This is a genomic window from Xanthomonas rydalmerensis (genome assembly GCF_033170385.1).
Lineage (GTDB): Bacteria > Pseudomonadota > Gammaproteobacteria > Xanthomonadales > Xanthomonadaceae > Xanthomonas_A > Xanthomonas_A rydalmerensis.
Genome location: NZ_CP126170.1, coordinates 96328 through 113241 on the forward strand (window position 1 = coordinate 96328; position 16914 = coordinate 113241).

At 70.5% G+C, this 16914-nt stretch carries 18 protein-coding genes; 6 read left to right on the forward strand and 12 right to left on the reverse strand.

The features are described from left to right. Positions 1-131: 131 nt before the first annotated feature. The 3 genes from QN245_RS00440 to QN245_RS00450 all read left to right on the forward strand — a co-directional run bounded on the left by QN245_RS00440 (position 132) and on the right by QN245_RS00450 (position 3264). The gene (locus tag QN245_RS00440; protein ID WP_160968567.1) at positions 132-1313 is read left to right on the forward strand and encodes a class I SAM-dependent rRNA methyltransferase; all 1182 of its coding nucleotides are present in this window, start codon (positions 132-134) and stop codon (positions 1311-1313) included. Between the two features lie 87 nt (positions 1314-1400). After that, on the forward strand, positions 1401-2558 hold the full coding sequence (locus tag QN245_RS00445; RefSeq protein ID WP_317844246.1) for a glycerate kinase: 1158 nt from the start codon (positions 1401-1403) through the stop codon (positions 2556-2558). Between the two features lie 304 nt (positions 2559-2862). Next, positions 2863-3264 (forward strand): DUF2628 domain-containing protein, encoded by a 402-nt coding sequence (locus QN245_RS00450; RefSeq protein WP_160968563.1) that lies wholly within the window; start codon positions 2863-2865, stop codon positions 3262-3264. A 45-nt stretch (positions 3265-3309) separates the two neighbouring features. On the opposite strand, the gene QN245_RS00455 is transcribed toward QN245_RS00450, so the two are convergent. The 6 genes from QN245_RS00455 to QN245_RS00480 all read right to left on the reverse strand — a co-directional run bounded on the left by QN245_RS00455 (position 3310) and on the right by QN245_RS00480 (position 8671). Next, positions 3310-4038: a DUF6882 domain-containing protein gene (locus QN245_RS00455; protein ID WP_317844247.1), complete on the reverse strand. Its 729-nt coding sequence runs from the start codon at positions 4036-4038 to the stop codon at positions 3310-3312. Further along, the gene (locus QN245_RS00460) at positions 4035-5480 is read right to left on the reverse strand and encodes an amino acid permease (protein ID WP_160968559.1); all 1446 of its coding nucleotides are present in this window, start codon (positions 5478-5480) and stop codon (positions 4035-4037) included. The genes QN245_RS00455 and QN245_RS00460 overlap by 4 nt, the downstream gene beginning before the upstream one ends. 275 nt (positions 5481-5755) lie before the next feature. Further along, positions 5756-6376: a response regulator transcription factor gene (locus tag QN245_RS00465; RefSeq protein ID WP_317844248.1), complete on the reverse strand. Its 621-nt coding sequence runs from the start codon at positions 6374-6376 to the stop codon at positions 5756-5758. Next, complete coding sequence (locus tag QN245_RS00470; protein ID WP_317844249.1) at positions 6373-7443, reverse strand: sensor histidine kinase; 1071 nt, start codon at positions 7441-7443, stop codon at positions 6373-6375. The genes QN245_RS00465 and QN245_RS00470 overlap by 4 nt, the downstream gene beginning before the upstream one ends. A gap of 45 nt (positions 7444-7488) precedes the next feature. After that, positions 7489-8217 carry an MgtC/SapB family protein gene (locus tag QN245_RS00475; protein ID WP_160968553.1) on the reverse strand — a complete coding sequence of 243 codons (729 nt, stop codon included), beginning with the start codon at positions 8215-8217 and terminating at the stop codon, positions 7489-7491. A gap of 127 nt (positions 8218-8344) precedes the next feature. Next, positions 8345-8671 carry a hypothetical protein gene (locus tag QN245_RS00480; protein ID WP_184448764.1) on the reverse strand — a complete coding sequence of 109 codons (327 nt, stop codon included), beginning with the start codon at positions 8669-8671 and terminating at the stop codon, positions 8345-8347. A gap of 386 nt (positions 8672-9057) precedes the next feature. Here QN245_RS00480 and QN245_RS00485 point away from each other — a divergent pair, with 386 nt between their 5' ends. The 3 genes from QN245_RS00485 (at position 9058) to QN245_RS00495 (ending at position 12252) form a co-directional block, all read left to right on the forward strand. Next, positions 9058-10659, forward strand: coding sequence for a DNA recombination protein RmuC (locus QN245_RS00485; RefSeq protein WP_317844250.1), 1602 nt, complete (start codon positions 9058-9060; stop codon positions 10657-10659). Positions 10660-11065: 406 nt separating this feature from the next. Further along, entirely contained in the window at positions 11066-11608 is a 543-nt protein-coding gene (locus QN245_RS00490) for a glutathione peroxidase (protein ID WP_317844251.1), read from the forward strand. A gap of 218 nt (positions 11609-11826) precedes the next feature. Next, positions 11827-12252: a hypothetical protein gene (locus QN245_RS00495; RefSeq protein WP_317844252.1), complete on the forward strand. Its 426-nt coding sequence runs from the start codon at positions 11827-11829 to the stop codon at positions 12250-12252. Positions 12253-12685: 433 nt separating this feature from the next. On the opposite strand, the gene QN245_RS00500 is transcribed toward QN245_RS00495, so the two are convergent. From QN245_RS00500 to QN245_RS00525, 6 genes are all read right to left on the reverse strand, one after another. Next, positions 12686-13753, reverse strand: a complete 1068-nt coding sequence (locus QN245_RS00500; RefSeq protein ID WP_317844253.1) for an MlaA family lipoprotein — start codon at positions 13751-13753, stop codon at positions 12686-12688. 3 nt (positions 13754-13756) lie between these two features. Then, a complete protein-coding gene (locus tag QN245_RS00505) occupies positions 13757-14074 on the reverse strand; it encodes an STAS domain-containing protein (RefSeq protein WP_160968543.1) in 318 nt (105 codons plus the stop codon). Beyond that, positions 14064-14729 carry an MlaC/ttg2D family ABC transporter substrate-binding protein gene (locus QN245_RS00510; protein ID WP_160968541.1) on the reverse strand — a complete coding sequence of 222 codons (666 nt, stop codon included), beginning with the start codon at positions 14727-14729 and terminating at the stop codon, positions 14064-14066. Before QN245_RS00510 ends, QN245_RS00505 begins: the two co-directional genes overlap by 11 nt. After that, positions 14726-15265, reverse strand: coding sequence for an outer membrane lipid asymmetry maintenance protein MlaD (mlaD, locus tag QN245_RS00515; RefSeq protein WP_017909944.1), 540 nt, complete (start codon positions 15263-15265; stop codon positions 14726-14728). Before mlaD ends, QN245_RS00510 begins: the two co-directional genes overlap by 4 nt. A gap of 103 nt (positions 15266-15368) precedes the next feature. After that, on the reverse strand, positions 15369-16118 hold the full coding sequence (locus QN245_RS00520; protein WP_017909945.1) for an MlaE family lipid ABC transporter permease subunit: 750 nt from the start codon (positions 16116-16118) through the stop codon (positions 15369-15371). Then, positions 16118-16909 (reverse strand): ABC transporter ATP-binding protein, encoded by a 792-nt coding sequence (locus QN245_RS00525; protein WP_184450466.1) that lies wholly within the window; start codon positions 16907-16909, stop codon positions 16118-16120. The genes QN245_RS00520 and QN245_RS00525 overlap by 1 nt, the downstream gene beginning before the upstream one ends. Between the last annotated feature and the right edge of the window lie 5 nt (positions 16910-16914).

Below are 16914 nucleotides of genomic sequence, written 5' to 3' on the forward strand. Positions count from 1 at the left end.
GAACCGGCTGCCGTTGCACCGGAGCCCGCGGGCTCGAATTGACGGCGACAACGTCGGGAGCTACTCCCCTTCTGCGCGCATTCTTGCCGCTGCCGGCGGTGCCGTCAATCGGGGCGGCTACAATGGCGTTCATGAATAGTCCCCTGCCCGTAGTCCGCCTCAAGAACGCCTGGCGCTCCAGCCATCCTTGGATCTTCCAGAAACTGGTCGAAAAACCCGCCGCCAAGCCCAAGCCGGGCGCGCTGGTGGACGTGGTCGGGGTGGATGGCGACTGGATCGGTCGCGGCTTCTACAACGGCCACTCGCGCATCGCCGTGCGCATCCTCGAGACCAACCCCGACATCGCCGTCGACGAGTCCTGGTTCGCGCGCAAGATCGCCGAGGCGGTGTCGCTGCGCCGTGACGTGCTCAAGCTGGATGCGGTCAGCGACGCCTGGCGCGTGGTGCATGCCGAGGGCGACGGCCTGTCCGGGCTGGTGGTGGACCGCTACGGCGACCTGCTGGTGGTGGAATTCTTCAGCGCCGGCATGTTCCGCCACCGCGAGTGGATCTACGCCGCGCTGCGCGCGCAGTTCCCCGGCGCGCGCTTCTACAGCTTCGCCGAGGAGCACGTGCAGAAGCAGGAGAGCTTCGACTACCGGCCGGTGTCCAGCAGCGGCGAGCGCCCGGAGCCGGCGATCATCAGCGAATACGGCGTGCGCTTCCGCGCCGATCCGGCCGGCGCGCACAAGACCGGTTTCTTCGCCGACCAGCGCGAGAACCGCCAGTGGCTGAGCCAGCAGGTGGAGGGCAAGCGCGTGCTCGACCTGTGCTGCAACACCGGCGGCTTCGCCGTCTACGCCAAGGTCCGCGGCGCCACCGAAGTGGTCGGCGTGGACATCGACGAGGACGTGATCGAGATCGCCAAGGGCAACGCCCGGCTCAACGACGTGCGGCCCAAGTTCGTGCAGGCCGACATCTTCCCGTACCTGCGCGATGCCGCCGCGCGCGGCGACCGGTACGACGTGGTGATCCTGGACCCGGCCAAGATGACCCGCGACCGCGACCAGGTGATCCCGGCGCTGAAGAAATACCTGGACATGAACAAGCTGGCGCTGGGCGTGGTCGCCCCGGGTGGCCTGTTCGCCACCTTCTCCTGCACCGGCCTGGTCGCCGAGCACGAGTTCCTGGACATGCTGCGCCGCGCCGCCTATTTCTCCGGCCGCACCATCCAGATCCTGAAGGTGGCCGGTGCCGGCGCCGACCACCCGTTCATGGCCCACGTGCAGGAATCGCGCTACCTCAAGGCGGTGTTCTGCCGCGTGCTGGACTAGCGCGCCGCGCATGTGCCGGGCCGAGCGGCGGTTCCTGCGCAGCGCACCGGTGCGGGTGCGCGCGACGCTGACGACCGCGCGCCGCGCATGAAAATCGTCATCGCCCCGGACGCGTTCAAGGAAAGCCTGTCCGCGGCGCAGGCGGCCGCGCAGATCGCGGCCGGCTTCCGCAGCGTGTTCCCGGAGGCGCAGTACGTGCTGCTGCCGTTCGCCGACGGCGGCGAGGGCACCGTGGACGCGCTGGTCGCCGGCGGCGGTGGGCGCCGGGTCGCCTGTACGGTGACCGGTCCGCTGGGCACGCCGGTCGCGGCGCAGTTCGGCCTCAGCGAGGATGGCGGCACTGCGTTGATCGAGATGGCCGCGGCCAGCGGGCTGATGCTGGTGCCGCCGCCACGGCGCGATCCGCGCCTGACCGGCACCCGCGGCGTCGGCGAACTGATCCTGGCCGCGCTGGATGCCGGCGCGCGCCGGCTGTTGATCGGCATCGGCGGCAGCGCCAGCAACGATGGCGGCGCCGGCATGGTGCAGGCGCTGGGCGTGCGCCTCCTGGACGCGCATGGCCGCGACCTTGCGGCTGGCGGCGCGGCGCTGGGTGCGCTGGCGCGCATCGAGATGGGAGGGCTGGATCCGCGGCTGCGCGGCTGCACCATCGAAGTCGCCTGCGATGTCGACAACCCGCTGACCGGGCCGACCGGCGCCTCGGCGGTGTTCGGGCCGCAGAAGGGCGCGATGCCGGCGATGGCCGCCCAGCTCGACGCCGGGTTGCAGCACTACGCCGCGGCGATCGAACGTACCCTGGGCGTGGCGGTGGCGCAGCTGCCCGGGGCCGGCGCGGGCGGCGGCATCGGCGCGGCCCTGGTCGCCTTTCTCGGCGCGCGCCTGCGGCCGGGCGTGGAGATCGTCGCGCAGGCACTGGGTCTGGAAGCGCACCTGGACGGCGCCGACTTGCTGGTCACCGGCGAGGGCCGTCTGGACGGGCAGAGCGCGCAGGGCAAGGTCCCGGTCGGCCTCGCCCGCATCGCCCGGCGCCATGGCGTGCCGGTGCTGGCCATCGCCGGCGGCCTGGGCGAGGGCGCGGCGGACCTGCATGCGCAGGGGATCGACGCGCTGTTCGGCGCGGTGCAGCGGGTGGCCACGCGCGAGGCCGCCCTGGCCGACGCCGCGGACGCCCTGCGCCAGGCGGCACGCAACGTGGCCGCGGCGATCGCGCTGGGCCAGCGCTTGGGCGGCTCCCGGGCGCAATAGCGGCCTGCGCAATAGGCTCGGCTTGGCGGCGCGCTGGAATCCGCGGCGTTGGCTCGCGGTACGTCAGCCCCTGTGGGAGGGACTTCAGTCCCGACCCGATGACCGGTGGCGATCGCAATGCAGGAAGGGAAGCCCGCCCCGGGCCAGGTGTGGCGTCGGCGCTAGCCTCGCTGTAGCCAATCCCGAATCCCGAATCCCGGGCAATCGTGCCTGCACCAAACTGGTGCTCCAGTCCGCGCCCATTTGGCGCGCGCTGCCCCGTTCAGGTAAACTGAAAACGTTTACAACACGGATGCTCATAACCATGGAAACGCCCAATCTCCCGCAACGCGCTCCGCTCAGCCCGAAGTGGCAGTTCCGCTTTGATTTCTTCGACCGTTACGGCGGACCGTCCACGCCCGAGTACAAGGCCGCGTTCAAGGCGCTGCCGTTCATGGAACGGCTGAAGATCAACATGAATTTCTTCGCGCTGTTCTTCGGCTTCATCTACTTCTTCATTTTGGGCATGTGGCGCAAGGCGCTGGGGCTGATCGGCATCTCGCTGGCGGTGGGCATCATCGCGGCGTTCCTGCCCGATGCAGTCGGTCGCGGCCTGGGATTCGCCTACTCGGTGCTGGTCGGCATGGCCGCCAACTACGCCTATTACCTCGACCAGCGCAAGGGCAGCGTCAGCTGGAACCCGTTCGAAGGCGTGCGTTGGTGGTAATGGCCGGGCGCGGCGGCGCGCAGGTGCGATGCGCCGCCGCCGCGTTCAGCGCTTGCGTTTCCAGAACTGCCAGGCCGGTGCCGGCGTTGGCGTGACCACGGCGGCGGCCGGCGCCGGGGCCAGCTGGCCTTGCACGCGGGTCAGCCGCGCCTGCGCATCGAACTCCAGCACGATGCGGGTGTTGCCGCGGGTCGCCACGGTCTGCGCGGCGTCGCGCTGCAGCGCATAGCCCTGATCCCCGAGCAGGCCTTCGCTCATGACGCGGTGGTCGAGCGTGAACTGCATCGGCAGTTCCCCGAGCAGGCGTAGCACGCGGGCGTCGTCGCAAGGCGCGAACACCGTGGCCGGCACGTCCTCGAGCAGGAAGAACAGCGCGCCGCCATCGTACGGCGCGCGGTAGTAGCAGCGCCCGCGCAGGGCGCCGGCAAGCAGGGCGACGTGGTGGCCGCCGTCCTCGTCCAGCGCCGAGGACGGCGTGGCCAGCTCTTCGATGCCTTCGCGCTCGCCGTGCATGCGCAGCGCTTGCGCTTCGGTCAGCAAGGCCGGCGGCAGGTTGCTGGCGGTATTGGCCCAGGCCCACAGCCAGCTGGCGCTGGCCTCGGCGGCGGTGCCCAGCAGCTGCATCGGAAACGACAGATCCTCGCCGAAGCGCACCCGGCCGTCGCCCAGGTCCACGCGCCAGTCGCGCTCGCCCAGCACGTCGGCCAGCGCCTGCTGGCGGGCGTAGGCGCTGCCGATGTGCCGTGCCAGCGCCGCCTGGAAGGCCGGACTCATCGCGGCGTCTGCGGCGCGCGCTGCAGCAGGCTGTTGCGGCGGCCGTACAGCAGGTAGGCGACCACGCCCAGCGCGTTCCACAGTGCGAACCAGATCTGCGTGGTGTGCGGCAGGCTCCAGAACAGGTACAGGCAGCCGCCGATCGCCAGCGGCCCGACCACCCACGCCAGCGGCGTGCGGAAGGTGCGGGTGCGGCCGGGTTCGCGGCGGCGCAGGACCAGCATGCACGCGGCCACGGCGATGAAGGCGGCCAGGGTGCCGGCATTGGCCAGTGCGGCGATCTCGTCCAGCCGCGCCACGCCGGCCAGCGCCGCCACCAGCGCCGCGGTGAACAGGGTGGTGGCCACCGGCGTGCCGGTGCGTGCGTTGACCTTGGACAGTCCGCGCGGCAGCAGGCCGTCGCGCGACATCACGAAGAAGATCCGGCTCTGCCCGTACAGGAACGCCAGCAGCACCGTGGGCAGCGCGATCACCGCGACCACGCCGATCGCCGCCGCCGCCTTGCCGTGGCCGAGCTCGCGCAGGATCAGCGCCAGCGGCTCGGCGCTGGCGCCGAACACGTCGTAGCGCATCGCGCCGACCGCGGCCAGCGCCACCAGGATGTAGATCAGGGTGCAGCCGATCATCGAGCCGACGATGCCGATCGCCAGGTCGCGCTTGGGGTTCTTGGTTTCCTCGGCGGCGGTGGAGATCGCATCGAAGCCGTAGAAGGCGAAGAAGATGATCGCCGCCGCCGCCATCACCCCGTGCGCGGCGCCATCGGCGCCGACCGTCTTGGGGAAGCCGTAGGGCATGAACGGATGCAGGTTGGCGCTGTTGAACGCCGGCAGCGCCACCGCCACGAAGATGCCCAGCGCGATCAGCTTCAACACCACCAGCACCGCGTTGAGCGTGGCGCTCTCCTTGGTGCCGGCCATCAGCAGGCCGGCCACGGCGAAGGTGATCAGCACCGCCGGCAGGTTGACGATGCCGCCGGCGTGCGGCCCGGCGGTCAGCGCCGCCGGCAGGTTCAGGTCCATGCCGGTCTGCGCGCTGGCCCAGTGCAGGAAGCCGACGAAGTAGCCGGACCAGCCCACCGCCACCGTGCTGACCACCAGCGAGTACTCCAGGATCAGGCTCCAGCCCACCACCCAGGCGATCGCCTCGCCCAGCGCGACGTAGCTGTAGGTGTAGGCGCTGCCGGCGGCGGGCATCATCGTCGCCATCTCCGCATAGGCCAGCGCCGCGCAGGCGCAGATCGCCCCGGCCACTGCGAACGACACCAGCACCGCCGGCCCGGCCAGTTGCGCGCCGACGCCGATCAGGGTGTAGATGCCGGTGCCGACGATCGCGCCGATGCCCAGCGCCACCAGATGCGGCCAGCTCAGCGACGGCACCAGCCGGCGGCCGGCCTCGTGGACGGTGACCAGGTCGAGCGACTTGCGCCGGAACAGGAACGACATGCGGGCCTCATGGACGGGAGTGACAAGCCCGGCAGTGTCGCCGAACGCAGTGCAGCAAAGCTATGCCTGCGGCGTGGCGCTCGTGCGGGTCGCGGCCAGCCCAGCGAAGCGCGCGTTCGGCGATATCGAGCCGAGACCGCTCTCTCGTAGGAGCGGCTTCAGCCGCGACGAGCGTTCCCGATGACGCCCGTCGCGGCTGAAGCCGTTTCTATGAAATACCGGTGCGTCAGGACGTGTTCCGCCGCGCGCGGCAACCGTGGGTTCTTGCAACCGCCCTACAGCCCCAGCCGCTCGGCCAGCCGCACCAGTTCGGCCAGCGAGCCGACCTCCAGCTTGCGCATCGCATTGCCGCGGCGCACCTTCACCGTGATCTCGCTGAGCTGCAGCCGCGCTGCCACCTGCTTGTTCAACAGGCCCTGCACCACCAGCTCCACCACCTCGCGTTCGCCGCCACTGAGTCGCGCCCAGCGCGCCTGCAGTTCCGCCTGCGCCGCATCGGCGGCGCGCCGCGCGCGGTCGCGGGCGATGCCCTGGCCGATCGCGTCGAGCAGGTCCTGGTCGCGGAACGGCTTGGTCAGGAACTCGATGGCACCGTTCTTCATCGCCTCCACGCTCATCGGGATGTCGCCGTGGCCGGTGATGAAGATGGTCGGCAGCGCCAGCCCGGCCTCGTGCATGTTGCGGTGGAAATCCATGCCGCTCTGCCCGGGCATGCGGATGTCCAGTACCAGGCAGCTCGGCGCATCGGCGCGCGGATGCGCCAGGAAGTCGCGGGTCGAGGCGAAGGCGTGCACCTGCAGGTCCACCGAGGCGAACAGGTCTTCCAGGGCGGCGCGGATCGAGGCGTCGTCGTCGATCAGGTACACCACCGGGCGCGCGGTCGCGTCGGCGTTCATGACTTGGCTCCGCCAGCGGTGGGCAGGCACACGCAGAACACCGCGCCGCGCGGCCGCCCGGGTTCGGCCCAGATCCGCCCGCCGCCGGCTTCGACGATGCTGCGGCTGATGCTCAGGCCGATGCCGATGCCGCCCTGCTTGGTGGTCCAGAACGCATCGAACAGATGCGCCTGCGCCTGCGCGGACAGGCCTTCGCCGCTGTCGGCCACGCTCAGCCGGACCGAGCGCGTGTCCTCGCGCGCGGTGACGATGCGTAGCGTGCGCTGCGCCGGCGGCGTGGCGGCCATCGCCTCGATCGCGTTGAGCAACAGATTGCCGATCACCTGCTGGATCTGCACCGGGTCGGCCGACACCGGCGGCAGCAGCGCCGACAGCTCGGTGTGCACGCTGACCGCGCTGCGTTCCAGTTCGCCCTGCGACAGCGCCAGTACTTCGTTCACCGCGGCGTTGAGATCGAAGACGCGCTGCTGCGGCGCTTCGCCCCGGGTCAGGCTGCGCACCCGCGCGATCACCTCGCCGGCGCGTTCGGCGTCGGCGAGGATGCGCGCCAGCGCCGCGCGCGCCTTGTCCAGGTTCGGCGGCTGCTGGTCGAGCCAGCGCTGGCAGGCGTTGCCGCTGGTGACGATGGCCGCCAGCGGCTGGTTGACCTCATGCGCGATCGACGCGGTCAGGCTGCCCAGGCTGCGCACCCGCGCCAGCCGCAGCAACTGCGCCTGCGCCGCGTGCGCGGCGGCCTTGGCGCGCTCCATGCGCACCGCGATGGAGGCGGTCACCGCCACCACCACGATGCTGATCGCCGAGTTGATCACGCCCACGTGATAGGCCCCGGCGTGGGTGAGATGGAAGCTGAGCACGACCAGCACCACGCAGATGCCGGCCAGCACGCCCAGCCCGGCCGGCGCCAGCAGCCGTACCGCGCCCAGGATCGCCACGGTGTAGAACAGCGCCGCGGCCACCGCGTAGTCGGTGACCGTGTCGGCGACGAAGATCGCGCCCAGCGCCAGGCCCAGCGCGGTCAGGCCGAGCAGGCGGCGGTGCGGTGGCAGCGGCTTGAACCAGATGATCATCGGCGGCGCAGGGTGAGGGAGGACGCGGGGAGGGACATGGCCGGCTCAGCCTTCGACGCCGGCGTTCCAGAACGCCTGTTGTACACCGGGTTCGCCCTCCAGGCGCTGCACCACCGCATCCAGTTCCTCGGCACGCACCGCGGTGGCGTACAGCGTGGCGGCGATCTCCACGTCCTTCTGTCCGAATGGATGCTGCTCGACTTCGCGCGCCGGGTAATGCGCTTCCTCCAGCAGCTCGATCAGCCGCTCGCGCACGTCGCCGTGCACCTCGCGCGCGCAGATCGCGTAGAACATGTAGGTGGCTTCCAGCGAGGATTCCTTCAGCGGATGCCGGTTGATCCGGTTCACCATCGGCCGCAGCAGGGTATTGCTGAGCAGCACGAACATGGCCGCCAGCACCGCCTCGGCGACCAGCCCGGCACCGGCGCAGGCGCCGACCGCGCCCGATCCCCACAGCGTGGCCGCGGTGTTGAGCCCGGTGACGTTGGCGCCTTCCTTCATGATCGCGCCGGCGCCGAGGAAGCCGATGCCAGAGACCACGTAGGCCACCACCTGCACCGCGCCCTGGGTACCACCGTGGATTTCGAACAGGCGGTCGCCGAGCGAGACGAAGATCGCCGCGCCGACCGCGACCAGGGTGTTGGTGCGCAGCCCGGCGGTGCGCTGGCGCACCTGGCGCTCGAAGCCGATGATCGCGCCGAGCACGAAGGCGGCGGTCAGGCTCACCAGGGTGTCGAGCAGCGAGCCGAGATTGAACAGGCGCAGTGCTTCCATCAGGGCGCGTTCCGGTAGGCGAGGGGAGCGATCATGGCGGCTCCAGGAAAGGGAGTGAGCGGATGCAGGGCAGCGCATGATGCCGGGGCAAGATGGCATCCAACACCGCGGCTCAGGCGCGCGCGGCTCAGCGCACCCCGGGCCACCACGCGAGCGCGACATGCAGCCAGTGTGCAGCCGGGGCGCTGGCCCCGGCCTCGTGCAGGCGCCGCTGCGCCGCATGCGGCAGGCGCGCGCGGACGCGGATGCGGTCTGCGACCGGCAGCTGCGACAGCGCGTCGGCCATCACCCGCGGCGATTGTGCGGACAGCGCCAGGGCGAAGGCGCGGGGGCCGTGGGCGGCGAGCAGATGCCGCAGCGCCTCGGTGCGGCGCATGGCGACCGCGGCGCGCAGCGCGCGCTGCAGGCCGCGCTGCAGACGGAAACGGCGGGAAAACAGCGAGAACGCGAACATGACGACCTCCTTGCGGCGCGTGGCCGGCAAGGACGTCGCGGCGTGCGGGCGGCGGGCGTCTTCCGGCTCAGCGCCAGGCAGCGACCAGGCGGGGGGAATGGCAGTGGAATGCGGCGCTGACGCCGCGTCGATGCGGATCGGGGTCCATTACTCGCCTCCAGTGTCAGGGGGAACGGATCGCGCGGTGCGCGACGCCCTGGCGCGGCTTGATGCCGCAGCGCCGCCCACTGGCCGGGCCAGGAGCGGGTGGCGCAAAGCTTGGCATGGGGCATCTGGGCGCACCAGCCTGCATGAGGCCATGGCGGCGATACCAAGGTATATCCCGGCCCCTTCCGCCTACCGGCGCGTGGCGCAGCGACTGAGACGCGGCCGGCTACACTGGCCGCATGCAAAACGATGCCCATTTCCTGATCCTCGCCGGCCTGTTGTGCGCCGTCATCGTCCTGTTGCTGGCCGTGCTGCTGCGGCGCGGCAACCACGCCGCGCTGGAGACGGCTCTGCGCGAGGAGCAGCGCAGCGGCCGCGGCGAACTGCGCGAGCAACTCGACAGCCTCGCCCGCCAGCAGGACGCGCGCAGCGAAGGCTTCGCCCGCAACCTGGCGGATCTTTCCACCCGCACCGACCAGCGCCTGGACCTGCTGCGCGAAGCGCTGACCGAGGACGCACGGCGTGGCCGGGTCGAGGCCGGCGCCGCGCAGCAGCGCATGGCCGAGCTACTCAGCCAGCGCCTGGTCGAGATCCGCGGCCAGCTGGATGCCTTCGGCCAGCAGCAGGACGCGCGCATGGCCCAGTTCGGCCAGCAGCAGGCCGAACTGATCGCGCGCATCGACGCGCAACTGGGCGCGTTGCGCGAGGCCCTGCTCGAGGACACGCGCAAGGGCCGCCAGGAAGGCGCGGACGCGCAGCAGCGCTTCGCCGACGCGCTTGGCCAGCGTCTGAGCGAGCTGGTCCAGCGCAACGAGCAGCGCCTGGGTGAGATGCGCGGCACCCTGGAAGAGCGGCTGAAGGAGTTGCAGGCCGATAACGCGGCCAAGCTCGAGCAGATGCGCGGCACCGTCGACGAGAAGCTGCAGACCACCCTCAACACGCGCCTGGACGCCTCGTTCAAGCTGGTCTCCGAACGGCTCGAGCAGGTCCAGCGCGGCCTGGGCGAGATGCAGCAGCTCGCCACCGGCGTCGGCGACCTCAAGCGCGTGCTGAGCAACGTCAAGAACCGCGGCGGCTGGGGCGAGGTGCAGCTGGAGAACATCCTCGAGCAGACCCTGACCCAGGAGCAGTACGCCCGCGGCGTGCGGGTGCGCCCGGAGCGCAACGAGATGGTCGATTTCGCCGTGCGCCTGCCCGGCCGCGGCCACGAGGACACGCCGGTATGGCTGCCGATCGACGCCAAGTTCCCGCGCGAGGACTACGAGCGCCTGCTCGACGCGCAGGAGCAGGGCGATCCGGAGCTGGTGCAGGCGATGGGCGTGCAGCTGGAGCGCGCGATCCGGGTGCAGGCCAAGTCGATCGGCGACAAGTACATCGCCCCGCCGCACACCACCGACTTCGCGGTGATGTTCCTGCCCACCGAGGGCCTGTACGCCGAGACCCTGCGCCGCCCCGGCCTGGCCGACCTGCTGCAGCGCGAACATCGCATCGTCGTCGCCGGTCCGACCACGATCACCGCGCTGCTCAACAGCCTGCAGATGGGCTTTCGCACCCTGGCCATTGAGAAACGCTCCAGCGAGGTGTGGGGTGTGCTGGCCGCGGTCAAGAGCGAGTTCGGCAAGTTCGCCGGCATCCTGGAGAAGGCCGAGAAGCAGATCAGCACCGTCGGCAAGAGCCTGGGCGAGGCCAGCCGCAAGACCCGCACCATCGAACGCCGCCTGCGCGGCGTCGAGACCCTGGCCGACGCGCAGGCCGCGCCGCTGCTGGACCTGTCGCTGCCGCTGGACGATGCCGAGGCCGACACCGACGTGGAGGAGTCGTCGCGCGACGAGCAGGGGTGAGGGCCGCGCGTTGCGGGGCCGGGATTGGGCATTCGGGATTGGGGATGATCAGTCATTCTGCTGCTGACAGGCCGGGGATTCGCGGAGCCAGCACTGCGCGCCTTGATGGTGCTCGCGCCGACCAGGGAGGCTTTCCGGCAGGCTAAGCGTCGCCGGCGCGGGTGCAGCCAGCGTCGCGCAGACGCATCGAAGCGTGTCGCATAGCGCGCGGCATGTGGGAGACGCATCCTGGGCCTGCGCTGTCGCGACGCGAACGTCTGCCGCGTGCGCGTTGCCACCCCTGCCACGCCGCCAGAGGCAGGCATGCATCCGGCTGTCGGCGGGCTGAGCGGAGGGCGGGCGATGCCCTGTCGGCGGTATCGGCAGCGACTATGCTGGCGCTCCCTTTCGACCGAGGTAATGCTCCATGTCCGAGTCGCTGACCGCCATCCCGCTGACCCGCATCGACGGCCAGCCGGCCACCCTCGCCGAGTTCGCCGGCAAGGTGTTGCTGATCGTCAACGTCGCCTCCAAGTGCGGCCTCACCGCGCAGTACGCCGGCCTGGAAGCGCTGTACCGCGAGAAGCAGGCCGCGGGACTGGAAGTGCTCGGTTTCCCCGCCAACGATTTCAAGGGCCAGGAGCCGGGCAGCGAGGCGGAGATCCAGCAGTTCTGCCAGCTCACCTACGACGTCACCTTCCCGATGTTCGCCAAGATCGCCGTCACCGGCGAGGACACGCATCCGCTGTACCGCGCGCTGATCGCCGCGCAGCCGCAGACCGAGGGCGAGGGCCCGATGCGCGAGAAGCTGGCCGGCTACGGTATCGAGCCGAATCCGGCGCCGGGCGTGCTGTGGAACTTCGAGAAGTTCCTGATCGGCCGCGATGGCCAGGTGCTGGGCCGCTTCGCCCCGGACGTCACCGCCGAGGATCCGCGCCTGCGCGCGGCGATCGACGCGGCGCTGGGGTAATGGCGCGCTGCGTTCGACACCGAGAGGCGCCTCCTGTGAGCTGGACGCGTCGTTCGGGCTTGCAGATCGGTGTTGACCGAGCCGAGACGTTGTCGGTGCTCTTGTGATTTTCGGCGTCGTCTATCGCGGCTGAAGCTGAGGGCTTCGCTCCGCACCCTCACCCCAACCCCTCTCCCGAGGGGAGAGGGGCTAGCGCTCTACGCGAGGCTTGCAGTTCCATGCTGCCCGCTGCCCGCTGCCCGCTGCCATTGCCATTGCCATTGCCATTGCCATTGCCATTGCCGTTGCCGTTGCCGTTGCCGTTGCCGTTGCCGTTGTTTTTGCTGGTGCTTTTGACTTACCGGGTTCCCTTCCGAAGCGGCGGCCAGCGCGGGGAAAAACCCGAAGGGCGGCGTACATGGATGTACGCCGTCCGCGGCAGGGGCAGGATGCCCCTGCCGCGGATCCCCGTGATGGACGCGGACCCGGAGCGCGCAGCGCGGAGGGCGCGAAGGCAGGGCGCGCTTGACCAGCCTTCGGCTGTGGTAAAGCGCTTCTTTTGGTTACTTTTCTTTGCGCGAGCAAAGAAAAGTAACTCGCCCGCAAGGGCGAAAGCTTTGCTTCTGCTGTTGTCGTTGATGTGGTTGCTGCGTTTGGAAGCTTGAAAGCAACAACAAAGGCTTTCGCCTGGCGGCGAGTCACTTTTCTTTGCTTGTGCAAAGAAAAGTAACCAAAAGAAAGCACACCCCGCAGCGCGCCCTCCGCGCTACGCGCTCCGGGTTCGCAGCCACGACGGGCATTTTTCGACGGCACATCCATGTGCCGGCGAAAAACGACGCGCATCCTGCGCGTCGCCCTTCGGGTATTCGCCCGCCGTGGCTGCCGCGCCGAGGGGACCCCGATAAATCAACAGCAACAGCACGAGCAACAGCAACGCCGGCCGTATGCTGACGTCCGCCACGACATCGCATCACCCACTGCAAACCGAGCACTCATTCCCGCACATCGCGCTGCGCCCAAGGACGATGCCAGCAAAAGCTGCAGACACAAAAAACCCGGCCGAGGCCGGGCTTTTCGTAGGTGCGTGGTACGCCGGACTCAGCGGCCGCCGCGCCACTCCGGGACCGGCATCGCGTCCACCGGCACCGTCGGGTTGGTCTCTTCCTCGCGCAAGTAGGCCGGCAGATCGTCGTCCTGACGCTTGTGCCCGCGCATGTCGCTCTCGATCTGATAGTTGCGGCGCTGCAGCCACGCATCGCGGGTCAGCTGGTACTCGTCCGGCGCCTGGTCGCGCAGGCTGTCCAACGACAGCAACTGCGCGCGCGTGTCGACCAACTGCAGGCCCTGCAGGCCGACGCGTACCCGGTCTTCCTCGATCTGCTGCAGCGGCGACAGCGGCGCGTCGCCGACCAGGCCGAAGGTATCGCGCACCGTGCGCGGACCGAACAGCGGCAGTTCCAGGTAGCGCGAGCGGCGCCAGCCCCACACGCCCAGGGTCTGGCCGAAGTCCTCGCTGCGTCGCGGCAGGTTGGCGTCGGTGGCCGGGTCGAAGATGCCGCCGATGCCCAGCGTGCTGTTGATCAGGAACCGGCTCAGGGTCTGCCCCGCCTGCAGCGGACGGCCCTGCAGCAGCTGGTTGACCATGGTCAGCGGCGAGCTGAGGTTGTCGAAGAAGTTGGTCACGCCCAGCCGTACCGGCCGTGGCACCACGTTGACGTAGGCACGCGCCAGCGGCCGCGCCACGGCGCGGTCGACCACGTTGTTGAAGGCATGCACCTTGCGGTTGTACTTCTCCCACGGGTCGTAGCTCGGCGGCGCCTGCACGCCCGCCGGCAGGGTCGGATCGGCCACCGGGTTGTACGGATCGCTGCCGTACAGCGCGGCGTAGTCGTCTTCGGCCGAGGTCGGTGCGCCGTTGGCGCCCGCCGGAGGCGTGGCCACCGTCGCGCTGGACGACGCCGGCGTGGCGCTGGCGTCCATGCCGGTCGTGCTGTCGGTGGACGCCGCCATGGCGTTCGCATCGGCGGTGGGGGCGCTGTCGCCGGCAGCGGGCGCGGTCTGCGCCGTCGGCGGCGGAGGCGGTGGCGGGGTGCGCTTGGGCGCGCCGGCGCAGGCGCCAAGCGCGGCGGCCAGGGTCAGGGAGGTGAGGATACGCAGCACGTTCATGTGTCAGCTCGCCGCAGGGGGAGAGTGGAAGTCCAGGGTCGAGGCCAGCCGGTAGGCGGCGCTCAGGTCGGTCAGGCCGGCCGGGGCGCCATGGATGGCGACCTCGGCCTGGCCCTGGGTGCGCAGGCGCGCGGCGAGTTCGGCGAGCAGTGCCAGGCCGGCGCTGTCCACCCGCGACACCGCCTGCAGATCCAGCGCGCGTGCGCCCGGCAGCGCGCGCAGCGCCGCCGGCCACAACGCGGTGGCCGCGGCGCGGTCGAGCACGCCGCTCAGCGCGAGCGTGTCGCCGTCGCGGCGCACCTGCGGCGCATCACTTGCCACTGTTGCTCGCCGGTGCCGCCTGCAGCGTGCCGTTGCGCAGCTCGGCCGCGACCTCGGCGATCGACTTGTTGCGCAGCGGGGTGTCGAACTGGTTGCGGAAGGTCTGCACGTAGGACACGCCTTCGACCATCACGTCGAAGATCTTCCAGCCCGCGCCGGTGTTGCGCAGCAGGTAGTCCACCGGCACCGGGTCGCCGCCGCTGCGCAGCAGCTCGGTGGAGACCTTGACGCCGCGGCCGCCCGGCAGCGGGGTTTCCGACTTCACCCGCACCTGCGGCTTGCCTTCGAAGGTCAGCAGCGAGGTGCCGTAGCGCTGCATCAGGTTGTCGGCCATCGCGTCGCCGAACAGCTTGACGTCGCCGTCGGAGGCGCCGCGGCCGTGCACGCCCAGCACCAGGCGGGCGGCGTAGTCGCGGTCGAAGGACTTGTTCATCTCGCTGTCGATGAACTGGCGCAGCGCGGAAGGGTTGCTCTTGAACTCGCTGCGGCGCTGTTCCAGCGTGGTCAGGATGCGCGTGCTGTTCTCCAGCACCACCTTGCTGGCCGAACCGGCCTGGGCGGCGGCGGCGGCCGGCGCGGCCTGGGCCAGGGCGGCGGAGGGCGCGGCCACGGCCAGCGCGGCGGCGAGAGCGGCGGAAAGCAGTTTGATCGTCATGGCTTGGGTTCCGTTGCGGGCGTGGTGGGGTCGGCCGAGGGTGCGGCAGCGGGCGTTGCGTTCTTGTCGCCGCCGGCGCTGCCGCCGCCGAACATGTACTTGCCGACCAGCTGGATCAGGTCCACCGCCGGCTGGGTGAAGGCGATTTCCTGGCCGGGCTTGAGCGTGTCGGGGTCGCCGCCGGGCTGCAGGCCGACGTAGCTCTCGCCGAGCAGGCCGCTGGTCAGGATCGCCGCCGAGGTGTCGGCCGGCAGGTCCTTGTACTTGTCGTCGATGGACAGGGTGACCACCGAGTCGAACTTGGTCGGGTCCAGGTCGATCTTGGCGACCTGGCCGATGATGACGCCGCCGATCTTCACCGGCGCCTGCGCGCGCAGCTGGCCGATCTGCGAGAAGCGCGCGACCAGGTCGTAGCGGTGGCCGCCGAAGCCCCACTGGCGGTTGGTGGAAGCCAGCGCCAGCACCAGCAGCGAGGCCAGGCCCAGCAGCAGGAAGGCGCCGACGGCGAACTCGAGACGGGGACCACGGAGAGCCATAACGTGTCTACCTTGTTGATTCAGCGTGGCCGCGGCGCCAGTGCCGCGACCGGGATGTTGCCGCGGGGCCTGCCGTCGCCGGCCGGCTCCGCGTTGGCGCCGCTCAGCGGAACAGCAGCGCCGACATGACGAAGTTGAACATCAGCACCAGCAGCGAGGCGTTGACCACGGCGCGGGTGGTGGCCACCGAGGTGCCCTCGATGGTCGGCTCGGCGTGGAAGCCGACATAGGCCGCGACCAGCGCCGCCGTGCCGCCGAACACCGCCGACTTCAGCATCGCCACGCCGAAGTCGTCCCAGAAATCCACGCTGCTCGACAGCGCCGACCAGAACGTGCCGCGGTCCAGGCCGAGCGCCGCCACCGCCTCGAAGTAGCTGGCGCTGATCGCCAGCGAGCAGAAGATGCCGGTCAGCAGCGGCACGGTCAGCACCGCCGCCCAGAAGCGCGGCGCCACCGCCTTGGCCACCGGGTCGATCGCCATCAGCTCCAGCGCCTTGATCTGGTCGGTGGCGCGCATCAGGCCCAGCTCGGCGGCGATGGAACTGCCGGCGCGGCCGATGAACAGCAGCGCGGTCAGCACCGGCGCCAGCTCGCGGTACAGCGACAGCCCGAGCAGGGTCGACAACGCATCGGAGGCGCCGTAGGTCTGCAGCGTGCGGTAGCCCTGCAGGGTGAGCACCAGCCCGACGAACGCACCGCCCACCGCGATGATCGGCAGCGAGCGCGCGCCGACCTTGTAGATCTCGCGGATCAGCTCGGCCAGCAGGTCGCGGGTCGGCAGCGAACCACGCAGCACGGTCAGGAAGAACAGCCCGGCGCGGCCCAGGGAACGGATCGGGGCAACGATGGCCATCAGGCGGCGCTCCGCGCGCGCTGCGGCGCATCGAACGGGATCGGGCCGTCGGGACGGCCGTGCAGGAACTGCTGCAGCAGCGGGTCGCTGCTGGCCTGCAGGTCCTGCGGGGTGCCGGCGAAGACCACGCCGCCGTTGGCGATGGCCACCGCTTGGTCGCAGATCGGCAGGGTCTCATGGACGTGGTGGCTGACGATGATGCTGGTCAGGCCCAGGGTGTGGTTGAGGCGCTGGATCAGGCTCATGATCACGCCGGAGGCGATCGGGTCCAGGCCGGTCAGGGGTTCGTCGTAGATCATCAGCGGCGGATCCAGGGCCAGGGCCCGCGCCAGCGCCACGCGCCGCGCCATGCCGCCGGATAGCTCGCGCGGCCAGGCATCGGCGGCGGCCAGCAGGCCCACCGCATGCAGCTTTAGCGCCACCAGCCGCTGCAGCACCGGCTCGGGCAGGCGGGTGTGGGCGCGCAACGGCAGCGCCACGTTCTCGGCCACGCTCAGGTCGGTGAGCAGGCCATTGCCCTGCAGCAGCACGCCGATGCTCTTGCGCGTCTCGCGCAGCGCACGGCTGCCGCGCGGCAACGGCTTGCCGAACACCTCCAGCGTGCCAGCCGCGGGCACCAGTTCGCCGGTCAGCGCCGCCAGCAGCGTGGACTTGCCGCTGCCGGAGGGACCCAGCACGGCGGTGATGCTGCCGCGCGGCACGCTCAGCGAGACGTCGCGCAGAATCGCGCGGCCGCCGCGGTCGATGCGCACACCCGACAACTGCACCAGATTGGATTCGGAAGACGCCATTGCGG